The organism is Corallococcus sp. CA054B (genome assembly GCF_003611625.1).
Classification (GTDB): Bacteria; Myxococcota; Myxococcia; order Myxococcales; family Myxococcaceae; genus Corallococcus; species Corallococcus coralloides.
Genome location: NZ_RAVY01000042.1, coordinates 1 through 15,051 on the forward strand (window position 1 = coordinate 1; position 15,051 = coordinate 15,051).

Consider the following 15,051-nt stretch of genomic DNA (forward strand, 5'->3'; position numbering starts at 1 on the left):
GCCGGCGGGGCTCGGTGGGCGGAGGCGAGGCCTCCGGGGGCACGGCCTTCGCGGGCGCGGGGACCTCGTCGGATGGCGGGGACTGCTGCGCGGACGCGGGCACGCCAGCCGCCAGCGCGAACAGCAGCAGCCACCAGGGCGCGGGCCTCACGGGTTGCGCCGCCTTTCGCGCAGCCGCTCGCGTGCCTCCTGTCGCTCCTCCGGAGACATCCGCCGCCAGCGGCGCATGTTCTCCAGCATCTGCTCGCGGCGCTCCGGGTGTTCCTTGAGGTAGGCGCGCACCCGTTCGCGCAGCTCCGCGCGGCGCTCCGGGGGGAGGCCGCGCAACTCGCGCACCTGCTCACGCACCGCCTGCCGCTCCTGGGGCGACAGCTTCCGGAAGTCGCGCAGGTTGTTCCTCAGCCGCTCGCGCTCCTCTGGAGGCAGCTGCCGCCAGCGCTGGAGGTTCGCGCGCACGCGGGCCTGCTCCTCGGGGGACATGGCCTTGAACTCGCGCAGCCTCGCGCGCAGGGCCTCCTTCTGCTCCGGCGGGAGCTTCTCGAAGCGCTCCGCGGCGGTGGGCGCGGGGGCGTTGGCCGCGGAGGCGGACATGCCGATGAGCAGCGCCGCCGCCAGCACGCCGACGGTCATCCTTCCCAGCATCACGGCACCCCCAGCTCGTGGAGGTTCTCGACGACCTCCAGGTCTTCGGAGCTGTCCAGCCCCAGCACTTCGTAGTCCTCGACGAACTCCAGGTTCGCCGCCACCTCCAGCGCGCCCGGGTCCCACTCCTCCAGCGCGGGCGCCTCCACGCGCGTGCGCCCGGCCACGAGCAGCGTCAGCACCACCGCGGCGGCCAGGCCCGCGGAGGGTACGAGCACGCCGGGCCTCAAGAGGTGCGCGAACCGTTCGCGCCAGGTGGGCGGCAGCGCGTCCACCCTCGCCAGCAATTCGCGCCGGGCGGAAGGGGAGGGCGTGAAGGCGGGCAGCTCCGCCATCCGCGCCACCGTGAGGCGCAGGAGCCTTTCCGTCGCCTGGCACTCCGCGCAGGTGCCCAGGTGGGCCTCCACTCTCGCGCGGTGCGGGGGCGGCAGCTGCCCGTCCACCCAGGCCGTCAGGTCCTCTTCGAACGCACAGCTCATGCCCGACTCCTCGCGGGCACGGTGCCCGCCTGCAACGCTTCAATCCTGCGCGCCACCGCCAGGGTGGCCCGGTGGATGAGGCTCTTCACGGCGGCCTCGCTCGCCTCCAGCGCCTCGGCGATGTCCCGGTACGCCATGCCCTCGAAGCGGCACATGGTGAACGCGGCCCGCTCGCGGTCGCTCAAGTCCTTCAGGGCCAGGCCCACCGCCGCCTCCAGCTCCCGGCCGCTCAGCGCCTGGTCGGGCCGGTCTCCGTCGGGCCCTGGCATCCGCATCGCGCCCACGTCTTCCTCCGCCGGGGCCTCCGCCGTGAGGCGCGCCACGCGGTACTCGCCGCGCCGCAGCTCGTTGAGGCAGTGGTTCGTCGCCACCCGGAAGAGGAACGTCTTGAACTTCGCCGTGGGCTTGTAGGCGCGCGCGTGGCGGTAGAGCTTCACGAAGATGTCCTGCGTGAGCTCCTCCGCCCGCGCCGCGTCCCCCACGAAGCGGAACGCGAAGCGCGCCACGCTCGCGTGGTGCCGGTCGAAGAGCCAGGCGAAGGCCTGCCTGTCGCCCGCCGCCACCTTCAGCATCGCCTGCGTGTCCGGGTCCCAATCCATCCGTGAGGCCCCAAACCCCGTTGCCCGCTGGAAGTTGCGGGCCCGCCCACTTTGAACCCCACGGGGCGCCCCGGTTACAGTTTCGCCACCGTGTCCGATGCTTTCCGCCCACGTTCGCGCACACCGGCTCCCCACCCGGCAGGGGAGGCGGAGCCCACGTCGGACCTGGCGGCCTGGGAGGCCGCGTCGGAGCCTCAGGCGCAGGGCGGCACGCCCACCCCACCCACGGACTCGCCGCTGCCCATGTACCTGCTGGCGCAGCAGGCCCGGCGGGCGCAGGGGGACGAACAGAAGCGCCTGGCCTGGAACCTCAACCAGCTCCTGGAGGAGCTGGGGGCGCAGGGCGGAGGCCGGACGGAGGCGGACGCCTTCCACCGGCTGCTGGAGGGGGGCAACCTGGACGGGCTGGTGGACTCGGACGGGCGCTCCTGCCGGGCCACGGCGGTGGAGTCCCTGCTGTCCCTGGGCTTCCCCTACGCGCTGGAGGTGCGCCCGGAGGACCTGGAGCACCTCACCCACGCCCCCGTCCCGGGCGCGCGGCTGACGCCTCCCAGGGGAGGGCCCTTCCCGGCCCTGGCCATGGGGCTGGGGGCGCTGGCGCTCCAGGTGGTGCTGGGGCTCACAGGCGTCGTCGTGCCCGGCGGGCTGCTCATCCTGCAGGGGCTCTTGACCCTGCTGTCCCTGACCGTGCTGACGGTTGCCTCCGTTGGCTCTCCCCTGTATCGCGGAGCCCTGGCGCTGCTGACGGTGGTGTCCGGGGTCGGGTTGGGGATGGTGCTGGTGCCAGAGGTTCCGGCGGGTTGGGCGGCCGGATTGGGCGGGCTGGTGGCCGCCTTCCTGGCTGCCCTGCGCAAGAGCTGACCGCCAGGACCCGAAACGGATGTCAGAGGGGTGGACTAGGGTCTACCCATCGCGTACTAAAAGCGCGTTCAGGTGGACCGGGGTGGTCCACTCTTCCAAGGAGCGACGAGAAATGGCCGTGAATCAGGAGAAGGAAAAGGCGATCGAGCTGGCGCTGGCGGCGGTGGAGCGTCAGTTCGGCAAGGGGTCCATCATGCGGCTCGGCAACGACGAGCCCATGATGAAGGACGTCCAGGCCATTTCGACGGGGTCCACTTCGCTCGACATCGCCCTGGGCGTGGGCGGCGTGCCGCGCGGACGCATCATCGAAATCTTCGGGCCGGAGTCGTCCGGCAAGACGACGCTGTGTCTCCACATCGTCGCGGAAGCGCAGAAGAAGGGCGGCGTGTGCGGCTACATCGACGCGGAGCACGCGATGGACGTGGGCTACGCGCGCAAGCTGGGCGTGCGCACCGACGACCTGCTCCTGTCCCAGCCGGACACCGGTGAGCAGGGCCTCGAAATCGCGGAGATGCTCGTGCGCTCCGGCGCCATCGACGTGCTGGTGGTGGACTCGGTGGCCGCGCTCGTGCCGAAGGCGGAACTCGAGGGCGAGATGGGCGACGCGCACATGGGCGTGCAGGCCCGCCTCATGAGCCAGGCGCTGCGCAAGCTCACGGGCACCATCTCCAAGAGCCAGACGTGCGTCATCTTCATCAACCAGATCCGCATGAAGATTGGCGTGATGTTCGGCAACCCTGAGACGACCACGGGCGGCAACGCGCTGAAGTTCTACGCGTCCCAGCGCATGGACATCCGCCGCGTGGGCGCCATCAAGAACGGCGAGAACGTGGTGGGCAGCCGCACCCGCGTGAAGGTCGTGAAGAACAAGGTGGCGCCGCCGTTCAAGGAAGTCGAGTTCGACATCATGTACGGCGCGGGCATCTCGAAGGAGGGTGACCTCATCGACCTGGCCTCCAACGAGAACATCATCGAGAAGAGCGGCAGCTGGTTCTCCTTCAAGGGAGAGCGCATCGGCCAGGGCCGGGAGAACGCGAAGGAGTACCTGCGCGAGCACCCGGAGACCTACAAGGAGGTCGAGAGCCTGGTGCTGGAGAAGTACGGCATTGGCAAGACGGCCGGTGCGGCGGCCCCCGCGGCGGAGCCCAGCGAGCCGGCCGAAGGCGAGAAGCGCCCGCGCGTGAAGGCCGTGAAGTAGCCCGCGAAGCGTTTCGTGGAATGGACCGCCGCGCACCTCCGGGGGGAGCGGCACGGCGGGTGAAGCGAGAAGAGGGGCCGGTCTCCAGCGATGGGGCCGGCCCCTTTTTCTTCACCGTGAGAGGGATTGGGTCCGTGACGCGCGCCGTCATCACCGGCCTGTCGCCGGGATGTTTCGTGTGGAGGGAGGAGCGACTCTAGACTTCGCGGACCGGGAGCCCCTTCACCCCTGCTTCCCGCGGGAGTCCATCGCCTTGTTCAACCCCTTCAAACGCCGCACGTTCCTGCAAGCCGTGGTTGCTGTCGCGGCGACGACGACCTTTGGATGCTCCGACGACGACTCGACGGACGCTTCGGATGGCTCGCCCTACTTCCCGCAGTCGCTGGCGTCGGGGGATCCGCGTCCGGACAGCGTGGTGTTGTGGGTGCGCGTGGAGGACAAGGACCGCGCCGGGGACAACCTGCCCTTGCGGCTGGAGGTCTCCCCGACGGAGGACTTCAAGACGCTGGTGCTGGACAAGAAGGACCTGTCGGCGCTGGCGGAGCATGACCACGCGGTGAAGGTGAAGGTCACCGGGCTGTCCGCGCGCACGACGTACTACTACCGCTTCTCCTACGAGAAGGACGGCCAGAAGCACACCACGCGCACCGGGCGCACGCGCACCGCGCCCGCGGCGGGGGATGACGTGCCGGTGAAGTTCGTCTTCGCCAGCTGCCAGGACTTCATTGGCCGCTACTACAACGCCTGGCAGCGGCTGTTGCAGCTGGACGCGGACCTGGACTTCGTCGTGTTCCTGGGCGACTACGTCTACGAGACGACGGGCGACACGTCCTTCCAGTCCGGCGACGGCGGCCGGGCCATGCGCTTCAGCGCGCCGGAGGAGGCGCTGCCGCAGGGCACGGGCCTCACCGCGTTCCTGGCGGCGAACTCGCTGTCCAACTACCGCGACCTCTACAAGACGACCCGCACGGACCGGCAGCTGCAGGGCGTGCACGAGCGCTACCCGTTCATCATCGTCTGGGACGACCACGAGTTCTCCGACGACTGCTGGCAGGACGTGGCCACGTACGAGGACGGCAAGCGGGACGAGACGCAGCTCACCCGCAAGCTGAACGCGGAGCAGGCCTTCCTGGAGTACATCCCGCTGGACACGGCGCAGTCCGGCGCGGGCGCCATCGACGTGGGCAGCGAGCCGCGCTTCCCCAACTCGCGCATCTACCGTGACTTCGAGTACGGCAAGCACCTGAAGCTGCTGGTGACGGACTACCGCAGCTACCGGCCGGACCACCTCATCCCGGAGGACGCGTATCCGGGCGGCGTGGTGCTGGACGCGACGCTGCTGGGCGCGGCGCTCCAGGACCAGCCGGACGCGGTGAAGCAGACGTTCCAGACGGACACGTTCGCGTACGTGAACATCGACGACGCGGCGTACGCGAACCAGAAGCAGGTGCTCCAGGGCGTGTACCTGAGCCAGGCGAAGGCGGCGGGCCTGACGGACGCGGAGGCCGCGCAGAAGGCCGGCCAGTGGGTGACCGGTCCGGTGGCGCTCTACTACGTGAACCAGGTGCTGGCGGCGGTGAACAAGGGCCTGGTGATTCCGCCCGGGGACAAGCCCCGGGGCCTGGCGTACGCGCACATGGGCAAGGCGGCGCTCTTCAACATCCAGGGCTCGCGCTACGTGGTGGTGAAGGACACCTTCGACCTGTTCGCGGCGGTGAAGTTCAAGATGACCGCCGGCAAGAGCGAGGATGTGTTCGGCCCGGCCCAGGAGGAGTGGTTCCAGCAGACCCTCACCACGGCGCAGAACACCTGGAAGATGGTGGTGAGCTCCACGTCGTTGTCGGCGCTCATCTGGGACTTCCGGCAGCAGGCGGACATCAGCGACCCGACGCTGCGCCAGCGCTTCTACTTCAGCGTGGACCAGTGGGACGGCTTCCCCACGAAGAAGAAGGTGATGCTCAACGCGCTCAAGGCGGGCGTGACGAACACGCTGTTCCTCTCCGGAGACATCCACGCGTCGTTCGCGTCGGTGGAGGAGGGCGTGCCCACGCTGACGGCGCCGGCCATCACCTCCGGCTCCATCAAGAGCCTGGCCAGCCTGGCGCTGATTGGCGCGGGCTACGCCGCGGGCGCGCCGGTGTACCAGCACGCCGTCGTGGAGATGGAGAAGACGCTCCAGGCGTCCAACCCGGGCCTGCGCTTCGCGGACGCGGACTCGCACGGCTTCGTGCTGGTGGAGGTGAAGGCGGACGAGACGCTCGCCACCTTCCACCTCATCCCCGCCGGAGAGGTGGCCAAGGACTACTCCAAGCGCGCGGACAGTGAGCTGGAGGCGAAGTTCACCGCGAAGACCTTCCGCGTGAAGAACAGCGACATCCAGCCGGCCTGAGCGGGACGGTCCTGAAGTGAAGCGAAGGGCCGCGTGGGGGCACTCCCCGCGCGGCCCTTTTTCATGCGGTGCCCGTGGGCTTCTTCAGCGCGGGGCGACCCGCAGGATGAGGTTGGCCGGGGGCAACCGGTTGGGGTTCACGTCCCCGCCCCACCACGTGAGGGTTCCGTCCTGGAGCAGCGCGACGCCGTTGAAGGGCCCCATGGGCATCGCGTCCACGACGCCCGTCAGCGTCTCGGGCGGGCTCGCCTGCCCGTAGTCATTGCGTCCCCAGGCGCGCAGGGTGCCGTCCTTCCGGAGGGCCACGAGGACATCGTAACCGCCGCGCAGGTCGATGAAGCCGACCGGATCCGTGACGCTCTCGTAGCCGTTGTGGCTGGCGCCGAAGTCCCAGCCCCGGAGGTTGCCATCCGAGAGGATCGCGGCGCTGCCGAAGGCGTTGCCCCCGATGGCCGTCACGCCGGACAGGTCCTGCGGAGGAGTGCTGACCTGCCCGTACTCATTGCGTCCCCAGGTGACGACGGTGCCGTCCGCCTTGAGCGCCAGCGAGAAGTACATGGACACGGAGAGGGCCACCACGTCCTGGAGGCCCTGGGGGACCTTCGTCCGGTCGTACTCGAGGCCGCCCCAGGCCACGACCGTCCCGTCCCGCAGCAGCGCCGCCGCGATGTTCGAGGCCGCCGCGATGGCGACGACGTTGGAGAGGCCCTCGGGCACCGGCGTCCGGGGGCTGTAGTACTCGCCCCATTCGATGACGGTGCCGTCGGCCTTGAGGCCCAGTCCGAAGTACTCCCCCATCGCGACGCTCACGATGTCGCCCGTGGTCGGGAGCTGCCCGCCCAGGGGCGCCGAAGGCCCCCATCCGGTGAGGGTGTTCTCAGGCGTGACGCCCAGGTTCCAGTCGCGGCTCGAGGTCGCCAGGGTCTGCTGCCGCACGACGCGGAGGGACACCGTGGCGGCGGGCCGCCAGGACGGGCCGGGCTTCAGGACGACGTCGCGCACACCCGGGCTGACGTTCGCGGGGACGCGCACCATCACCCGGGTGTCGGACCAGAAGAAGTAGTCGGAAACTTCAACGCCGCCCACGGACACGTGGGACTCGCCGCGCTGCGCTCCGAAGCCGGAGCCGGTCAGCTCCAGGTGCCCGCGCTGGACCGCCAGCTTGGGCAGGACGAGGGTGGGCGCCCCCGCCCGGGTGAGGGTGAGCTCGACCGTCGCCGGCTCGTCCAGGCGGACCTCCACGGGAACCTCCGGGCTGACGTAGTGGTCCTTGAAGGCGGAGACCGTATAGGCCCCGGTGAGCAGCCCGGGCATGGAGAAGCGGCCCTCCGCGTCCGTCGTCGTGCCCATCCGCTCCGGGCCGTCGGCGATGACCGTGAGGTTCGCGGCGCTCTCGCCGTCCTCCAGTACGACGCGTCCGGTGACGTCGCCGCGCTCCCGGTAGAGGAGCCCGGAGACGGACGTCTGCGCGTTCGCGCGCACCTCCACCTGCTGTTCATACGGGAGATAGGTGTCGCGCCGCGCGCGCAGGGTGTACGTGCCCGTGGGGATGCCCGTGAGGGCGAAGGCGCCCTGGTCGTTCGTCTGGGTGGTGAAGTCCGTGTCCACGAGCGCGACTTCGATGTTCGCGACGCCGACGCCACCCTCCAGGAGGACGGTGCCCGCCACGGTGCCGCGCTCGCGGGTCAGCGTCTGGGAGACGGAGGACTGCGCGTTCGCGCGGACCTCCACCTGTTGCTCGTACTGGGCGTAACCGTCGCGCGAGGCGCGCAGGGGATACGTGCCCGTAATGACCCCGGTGAGCGTGAAGCGGCCCTCCGCGTCCGTGACCGTGGCGTGCTCCGTGCCGACGAGTTGCACCGCGATGTCCGCGGCGCTCCCTCCGCCTTCCAGCTGGAACAGCCCGACCACGGTGCCGCGCTCGCGGGTCAGCGTCTGGGAGATGGACGTCTGCGCGTTCGCGCGCACCTCCACTGTCTGCTGATACGGATCGTAGCCATCGCGCCGCACGCGCAGGGTGTACATGCCCGTGAGGACTTCGGTGAACGTGAAGTGGCCCTCCGAGTCCGTGAGCGCGGAGTGGTCCGTGCCGACGAGTTGAACCGCGATGTCCCTGGCGTCCGCGCCTCCTTCCAGGAGCAAGGTGCCCGCCACGCTGCCGCGCTCGCGTGACAGCGTCTGGGTGACGGAGGTCTGCGCGCCCGCGCGGATCTCCACCTGCTGCTCGTACGGGACGTAGGCGTTGAGCTGTGCGCGCAGGGTGTACGTGCCCGTAGGGACGCCCGTGAGGCTGAACTGTCCCTGGGCATTCGTCTGGGTGCTGAAGCTCGTGTCCACGAGCAGCACCGCGATGTTTCCGGCGCTCGCGACTCCTTCCAGTTGGAAGGTGCCCGCCACGGAGCCGCGCTCGCGTGACAGCGTCTGGGTGACAGAGGCTTCCGTCGCCGTCTTCACCTCGACCTGCTGCTCGTGCTGGACGTAGCCAGCGTGCTGGGCGCGCAGCGTGTACGTGCCCGTGGGGACCCCGGTGAACGTGAAGTGGCCCTCCGCGTCCGTGACGGTGCTGAAGTCCGTGCCGACGAGCAGCACCGCGATGCCCCCAGCGCTCCCTCCGCCCTCCAGTTGCAGGGTCCCGGCCACCGTCCCGCGCTCGCGCTGGAGGGACAGGGTGACGGAGGCCTGGGCATCCACTGCCACCTCCACCGTCTCCTGGACCGGCGCATACGTCTCCTTCAGCACCTCCACGGTGTATGAGCCCGTGGGCAGCGCCGTGAAGACGAAGTGGCCCTGCGCGTCCGTCTGGGTCTGGTGCGAGGTGCCCGTCAGCGCGACGGTGAGGCCCTCCGCGCTGGCGCCTCCTTCCAACTGCACGGTGCCCGTGAGGCCGCCTCGCTCGCGCTGGAGCGTGAGCGTCGCGGACGTGGTCTCACGCGCCTTCACCGCCACGGCTTCACTTGCTTCACGGTAGAGGGGCTTGCGCACGATCAGGGTATGGGCGCCCGGCGTGACGTCCACCAGCGTGAAGCGGCCCTCCGTGTCGGTCGTCGCCTCAAGCTCGGTGCCCTGCACCGTGACCGTGATTCCCTCCGGTGGGGCCGCGTCGTCGAGCACGACCTGCCCGGAGACCCGGCCCACGAATGGGCCTGCGTCGGGCGGCGGCAGGGGGGATTCGCCGGGGCCGTTGCAGGCCGCGGTCAGGACAAGAAGGAGGCAGAGCCAGGAAGAGCGTGCGAGGCGCATGAAGAGCAATGACAGGCGGTGAGGCGTTGGCGGGGGAAAGCGGATTCTGACCCGGGCGCTCATGGAGAGCCACCCCCCAATCCTGGCAGGGACGGGTATTTTGATTTTTCCTTGTTTATTTTGATTTCCTTGAGCACGTCTCCCCATGAGGGGAGTCCGGACCCGACACCGGGGAGGAGCACAACGTGGGCGCGCGCAAGGGATGGCAGGGACTGCTGGGAGCAGGGCTGAGCGTGGCCGTGGGAGTGGCGGAAGCGGCGCCCTGGCGCAGCGTGCTGTATCCGTCGACGTGGACGCCGGGGTACTCGCAGCCGGGCAACCCGTCGCGGTTCCTGCATGACTTCTCCTACGCGGGCTACCAGATGCGGCAGGCGGAGCCGCCGTTGCGGACGGACCGGGTGCTGGACGTGACGCAGGCGCCGTACTTCGCGGACAACACGGGGGCGTCGGACGTGACGGCGGTGTTGCAGCAGGCGCTCGACGACGCGGGGGCGGTGGCGGGCGGCGGGGCGGTGTACCTGCCTCGGGGCACGTACCGGGTGGCGCCGCCCGTGGGCAAGCCGTACGCGCTGCTCATCCGGTACAGCAACGTGGTGCTGCGCGGACAGGGGGCCACGTCCACGTTCCTCTACAACTCCGCCACGGACATGCGCAGCAAGCGCGTGGTGCAGGTGGGGCCGCGCGACACGACGGTGTCGTGGACGTCGGCTTCGACGGCGTCGGTGGCGCTGACGCAGGACGCGCCCAACCAGGCGACTCGTGTCCAGGTGGCGAGCGTGTCCGGCTACACCGTGGGCACCTGGGTGGTGGTGCGAGCGGACCTGACGGCGACGCGCAGCGCGGAGCTGAACATGGGCACGGAGTGGACGTCGCTGCCCGGCCCGTCCTTCTACCGGCGGGTGGTGGCGGTGGACGCGGCCACGCGGATGCTGACGCTGGACATCCCGCTGCGACAGGGGCTGCTGATGCGCGACAACGCGCGGGTGTACCGCGTGCCCGCGCACCTGTCGGAGGTGGGCGTGGAGCACCTGGCCATCGGCATGCGGGAGAACCCCACGCCGGGCCTGGCCGAGGAGGACTACACGGTGCAGGGCACCGGCGCGTACCAGGTGCACGAGTCCACGGCGCTCTTGATGAACCACGTGGTGGATGGCTGGGTGCGCGGCGTCAATTCCTACCGGCCGCCGTCCAACACGCAGGACGTGCATGTGCTGTCCAACGGCATCGACCTGAACTACGCGCGCAACGTCACGGTGGAGGGGTGTGAAATCGACAAGCCCCAGTACAAGGGCGGTGGCGGAAACGGGTACCTGTATTCCATCCGGAGCAGCGACAGCCTGGTGAAGGACAGCGTGGCGTACGGCGGGCGGCACAACTTCGACTTCCGCTCCATGCACACCACCGGCAACGTGCTGTTCAACAACCGCGTGTCCAACGGCGAGAAGGTGTCCGACTTCCACATGCACCTGAGCGCGGCGAACCTGGTGGACAACACCACGCTGTACCTGGAGCGCTTCGAGGCGGCGGACCGCTCGCCCTACGGCACCACGAGCCACGGCGTCACCACGACGGAGAGCGTGTTCTGGAACACCAACGGGGCGAAGCCGCCGCCGTACGGGGGGAACAGCGTGGTGCGCTCGCAGCAGTACGGGCAGGGGTATGTAATTGGGATGCGCGGCAGCGCGACGGAGGTGAACGCGGCGGTGACGACGAAGACGGCCCCCGCGGACCTGGTGGAGGTGGCGCAGTCCGGGAACGAGCTGGTGCCGCAGTCGCTCTACGTGGACCAGGTGCAGAAGCGGCTGGGGCGCGCGGTGGAGCATGACGCGCGGGTGCTGGTGTACCAGGCGGAGAACCTGAAGCCGACGAGCACCCCGGACCCGTCGTCCACCGGCGTTGAGGCGGGGCCGGAGCTGGGCGGGGTGCGCTACCACAACACGAACGCGGTGGGCGCGAAGGTGACGTACACGCTCTATCCGCGCACGGTGGGCACGTTCGCGGTGCGGGTGCGGACCAAGCGCAACAACGGGCGGGGGCAGTACCGGCTGGATGTGAACGGGGTGGCGGTGGGCGGGACGCGGGACGAGTATTCCGCCACCACGCAGTTCGTGGAGGTGGAGCTGGGGACGGTGACGTTCACGGACCTGGAGCCCCAGGCGTTCACGTTCACGACTGTTGGGAAGAACGCGGCGAGCACGGGCTACAACGTGGCCTTGGATGTCATCCGTCTGGTGCGGCAGTAGGGCAGCGGCGCGTCTCTGGGAGGCGCGGGCGGACCGGGGTATAGACGGGCGCCATGCACGTCTATGCCGCCGCGTTGGCCCAGGAGCTGGGCATCAAGCCGGAGCAGGTGGACCGGACCCTCGCACTGCACGAAGAGGGAGGCACGGTCCCCTTCATCGCGCGCTACCGCAAGGAGGCCACGGGGGGACTGGATGAGGTTCAGATCCAGTCCATCCTGGACAAGGCCACGGAGCGCGCGGAGCTGGACGGGCGGCGCGACACCATCCTGCGCAGCATCGAGGAGCAGGGGAAGCTGACGCCGGAGCTGAAGAAGGCGCTCCAGGCGGCGCGCACGCGCGCGGAGCTGGAGGACCTGTACCTGCCGTACAAGCCCAAGCGCCGCACGCGCGCGGCCATCGCCCGGGAGAAGGGGCTGGAGCCGCTGGCGGACCTGGTGTGGAAGCAGGAGGGCCAGCGCGGGGAGAACCTGGACGCGCGGGTGAAGCCCTACGTGAGCGCGGACAAGGGCGTGGCGGACGTGGCGCAGGCGCTGGCGGGCGCGCGGGACATCTGCGCGGAGCGGGTGGCGGAGGACGCGAAGCTGCGCCGCGAGGCCCGCGACCTGTGCACGCGGCGGGGCACGCTGCGCTCGGACGTGGTGCCCGCGAAGAAGGGCGAGACGACCAAGTTCGAGAACTACTACGGCCACGAGGAGCCGCTGTCCCAGGCCCCGTCCCACCGCGTGCTGGCGCTGTTGCGCGGCGAGGAGGAGGGCGTGCTGAAGGTGAAGCTGGGCCTGCCGGACGACGAGGTGAAGGGGCTCTTCACCGGACGGGTGGTGACCCGGCCGCAGTCGCTGTTCGCGGGCGAGCTGCGCGCGGCGGTGGAGGATGGGTGGGACCGGCTGATGGGGCCGTCGCTGGAGTCGGAGCTGCGCGCGGAGCTGAAGGAGCGCGCGGACAAGGGCGCCATCGGGGTGTTCGGGGAGAACCTGCGGCATCTGCTGCTGGCGGCGCCGGCCGGGGCTCGGGCGGTGCTGGCGTTGGACCCGGGGCTGCGCACGGGCATCAAGCTGGTGATGCTGGACGCGACGGGGACGGTGGTGGAGACGACGACGCTCTATTCGGAGCGGAGCGCGGACGAGCGGGCGCGCGCGGCGAAGCTGCTGGAGGCGGTGGTGCGCAAGCACAAGCCGGAGCTCATCGCCGTGGGCAACGGCACGGGCAGCCGGGAGGCGGAGGTCTTCACGCGGGACACGCTGAAGGCGATGGGTGTGCAGGTCCCCGTGGTGTCGGTGAGCGAGCAGGGCGCGTCCATCTACTCCGCGTCGGAGGTGGCGCGTGAGGAGTTCCCGGAGCTGGACGTGTCGCTGCGCGGGGCGGTGTCGATTGGCCGGCGCTTGCAGGATCCGCTGGCGGAGCTGGTGAAGATCGACCCGAAGAGCATCGGGGTGGGGCAGTACCAGCACGACGTGGACCAGGGCCTCTTGAAGAAGAAGCTGGGCGAGGTGGTGGACTCGTGCGTGAACGCGGTGGGCGTGGACGTGAACACGGCGTCACCGCAGTTGCTGGAGCATGTGTCCGGAGTGGGGCCGTCGCTGGCGAAGAAGCTGGTGGCGCACCGGGCGGCGAAGGGGCGCTTCACCACGCGGCGGGAGCTGCTCAAGGTGAGCGGCCTGGGGCCGAAGACGTTCGAGCAGGCGGCGGGCTTCCTGCGGGTGCGAGGGCCGGAGCCGCTGGATTCGAGCGCGGTGCACCCGGAGCGCTACACGGTCGTGGAGCGGATGGCGAAGGACCTGGGCGTGGACGTGGCGTCGCTGGTGGGGAACGCGGCGCTGGTGCGCCAGATTGAAGCGAAGCGCTACCTGGGACCGGAGCTGGGCGAGCTGACGCTGAAGGACATCCTGGCGGAGCTGGAGAAGCCGAGCCGCGACCCGCGTGGTGACTTCACGGCGCACGCGACGCGGGACGACCTGCGCACGCTGGAGGACGTGAAGGAGGGGATGGTGTTGCAGGGCGTGGTGACGAACGTGACGGCGTTCGGCGCGTTCGTGGACGTGGGCGTGCATCAGGACGGCCTGGTGCACGTGTCGCAGCTGGCGGCGCGCTTCATCAAGGATCCGTCAGAGGTGGCCAAGGTGGGCGACCGGCTGACGGTGAAGGTCCTGTCCGTGGACCTGGCGCGCAAGCGTCTGGCCTTGTCCGTGCGGGCGGTGCTGGAGGGTGGGGCGCCGCAGCCGTCGGGACGGCCGGCGCAGGCGAAGCCTGTCAGTTCACCGGCTCCGCAGCGTCCGGCGCAGAAGCCGGCGAATCAGGCTCCGCCGCAGAAGAAGCCGGAGCCGTTCAACAATCCGTTCTCGAAGTTGAAGCGCTGATCACATGTCAGATTGGGTTCGCGACCTGGCCGGAGTTCTTCAAGGGCTTTTGGAAAGGCCAGGCGCCCCGGTTTTGGATATCGAGTGGTTGCGTGCCCGGTGTGCAGACACCTTGCAATCCCAAGAGCCACTGCGCGACGCGTCTGTCCAGCAGCTCGTCAAGGATGTTCAAGCCTTCGAAGCCGAGTTCCCTGGCTTGCTTCCCCAGTGGCTGCTGGGTGGGCATGCCAGCTAGGTACGAGTCTTACAGGGATCCGCCGTGATCCCCGTTCGCCCAATACGTCTCCAACGCTTGGGACCAGGACTGCTTGGAGACAGGCGAAGTGGATGCGTCCCTCATGTGGATGAGGAACATCCGGATGGCGCTCCTTTGGGGCGGGCTCAATCGGTCAAACCTGCGAAGGAAGAAGGCGCGTAGGTCTGGCTGTGCTTCATCAGAGATGGTCAATGAGGACAGGAGAAAGTCGCGCACATCAAGATCCACGAGCGCCGCGCTGAGATAGGCCGGAAGGTAGTAGGCGAGTGCCTCCGGGCTGAACAGCGAGAGATGCGCCGCATGGTCGCGCACCTTCTCTATTGGGACGTCCTTCCAATCGCGCCCCCCGAAGTCTCGAACGAGTTTTGGCGTCTCCCATGCACCGCGTGCATAGGCGACACGTTTCTTCTCGGGGCGGGGAACACCTGAGAAGGCGTGCTCTATGAGGCGTCGCAGGTCGTCATCGCTCATTGGCATTTCTCATTGGGACTGCATCGGACGCGAATGAACTCCGTGCAGCGAGCTTGCCCTCTCTCATAGCCTTCAAGGACGCTCCGATGCTCCGCATCGCCGCCGCGAAAGCATCGATTCATCAAGGTCCTACGGGCTTGGATTCAGTTCTCAAAACGGTTCCATTGAACCGTCAAGTCCACGCAGGACATTGTTGCGTTGCAGCTCATGCTCTGGGTCTTGCATGCCGTGCCAACCGCTTTGCTCAATTCGCGCCAGACGTCTTTGGTGCAGTCTCCTGGAGGAGGTAGCTCTGCTTCTTCAGCCCGGCCTTGGGGCG

General features: G+C 69.3%; 12 protein-coding genes. 5 read left to right on the forward strand and 7 right to left on the reverse strand.

Annotated elements, in window-relative coordinates; translation table 11 throughout:
• Window positions 1-147 precede the first annotated feature (147 nt).
• The 3 genes from D7V80_RS13355 to D7V80_RS13365 are packed head-to-tail and all read right to left on the reverse strand — an operon-like array spanning window position 148 to window position 1,720.
• Window positions 148-642, reverse strand: coding sequence for a DUF3106 domain-containing protein (locus D7V80_RS13355; protein ID WP_120588521.1), 495 nt, complete (start codon window positions 640-642; stop codon window positions 148-150).
• Window positions 642-1,121 carry an anti-sigma factor gene (locus D7V80_RS13360; RefSeq protein WP_120588522.1) on the reverse strand — a complete coding sequence of 160 codons (480 nt, stop codon included), beginning with the start codon at window positions 1,119-1,121 and terminating at the stop codon, window positions 642-644. Before D7V80_RS13360 ends, D7V80_RS13355 begins: the two co-directional genes overlap by 1 nt.
• Window positions 1,118-1,720, reverse strand: coding sequence for an RNA polymerase sigma factor (locus D7V80_RS13365; protein WP_120588523.1), 603 nt, complete (start codon window positions 1,718-1,720; stop codon window positions 1,118-1,120). The genes D7V80_RS13360 and D7V80_RS13365 overlap by 4 nt, the downstream gene beginning before the upstream one ends.
• Before the next feature lie 90 nt (window positions 1,721-1,810).
• Here D7V80_RS13365 and D7V80_RS13370 point away from each other — a divergent pair, with 90 nt between their 5' ends.
• The 3 genes from D7V80_RS13370 (at window position 1,811) to D7V80_RS13380 (ending at window position 6,168) form a co-directional block, all read left to right on the forward strand.
• A complete protein-coding gene (locus D7V80_RS13370) occupies window positions 1,811-2,581 on the forward strand; it encodes a hypothetical protein (protein ID WP_120588524.1) in 771 nt (256 codons plus the stop codon).
• Window positions 2,582-2,693: 112 nt separating this feature from the next.
• Window positions 2,694-3,779 (forward strand): recombinase RecA, encoded by a 1,086-nt coding sequence (gene recA, locus D7V80_RS13375; RefSeq protein ID WP_014394129.1) that lies wholly within the window; start codon window positions 2,694-2,696, stop codon window positions 3,777-3,779.
• A gap of 169 nt (window positions 3,780-3,948) precedes the next feature.
• Window positions 3,949-6,168, forward strand: a complete 2,220-nt coding sequence (locus tag D7V80_RS13380) for an alkaline phosphatase (RefSeq protein ID WP_120588525.1) — start codon at window positions 3,949-3,951, stop codon at window positions 6,166-6,168.
• A gap of 84 nt (window positions 6,169-6,252) precedes the next feature.
• Here D7V80_RS13380 and D7V80_RS13385 read toward each other — a convergent pair whose 3' ends face one another.
• Window positions 6,253-9,303, reverse strand: a complete 3,051-nt coding sequence (locus D7V80_RS13385; protein WP_158616624.1) for a beta-sandwich domain-containing protein — start codon at window positions 9,301-9,303, stop codon at window positions 6,253-6,255.
• A gap of 290 nt (window positions 9,304-9,593) precedes the next feature.
• Here D7V80_RS13385 and D7V80_RS13390 point away from each other — a divergent pair, with 290 nt between their 5' ends.
• Both D7V80_RS13390 and D7V80_RS13395 read left to right on the forward strand, forming a co-directional pair.
• Window positions 9,594-11,651 (forward strand): right-handed parallel beta-helix repeat-containing protein, encoded by a 2,058-nt coding sequence (locus D7V80_RS13390; protein WP_120588527.1) that lies wholly within the window; start codon window positions 9,594-9,596, stop codon window positions 11,649-11,651.
• A gap of 53 nt (window positions 11,652-11,704) precedes the next feature.
• Window positions 11,705-14,005 carry a Tex family protein gene (locus D7V80_RS13395; RefSeq protein ID WP_120588528.1) on the forward strand — a complete coding sequence of 767 codons (2,301 nt, stop codon included), beginning with the start codon at window positions 11,705-11,707 and terminating at the stop codon, window positions 14,003-14,005.
• Window positions 14,006-14,012: 7 nt separating this feature from the next.
• Here D7V80_RS13395 and D7V80_RS41415 read toward each other — a convergent pair whose 3' ends face one another.
• Genes D7V80_RS41415 through D7V80_RS43915 form a run of 3 tightly spaced genes read right to left on the reverse strand, consistent with a single transcriptional unit; the run spans window position 14,013 to window position 14,875 of the window.
• Entirely contained in the window at window positions 14,013-14,231 is a 219-nt protein-coding gene (locus D7V80_RS41415) for a hypothetical protein (RefSeq protein WP_147447095.1), read from the reverse strand.
• An 18-nt stretch (window positions 14,232-14,249) separates the two neighbouring features.
• Window positions 14,250-14,732 carry a DUF6714 family protein gene (locus D7V80_RS13400; RefSeq protein ID WP_147447096.1) on the reverse strand — a complete coding sequence of 161 codons (483 nt, stop codon included), beginning with the start codon at window positions 14,730-14,732 and terminating at the stop codon, window positions 14,250-14,252.
• Window positions 14,729-14,875, reverse strand: a complete 147-nt coding sequence (locus tag D7V80_RS43915) for a hypothetical protein (RefSeq protein WP_370452489.1) — start codon at window positions 14,873-14,875, stop codon at window positions 14,729-14,731. Before D7V80_RS43915 ends, D7V80_RS13400 begins: the two co-directional genes overlap by 4 nt.
• Between the last annotated feature and the right edge of the window lie 176 nt (window positions 14,876-15,051).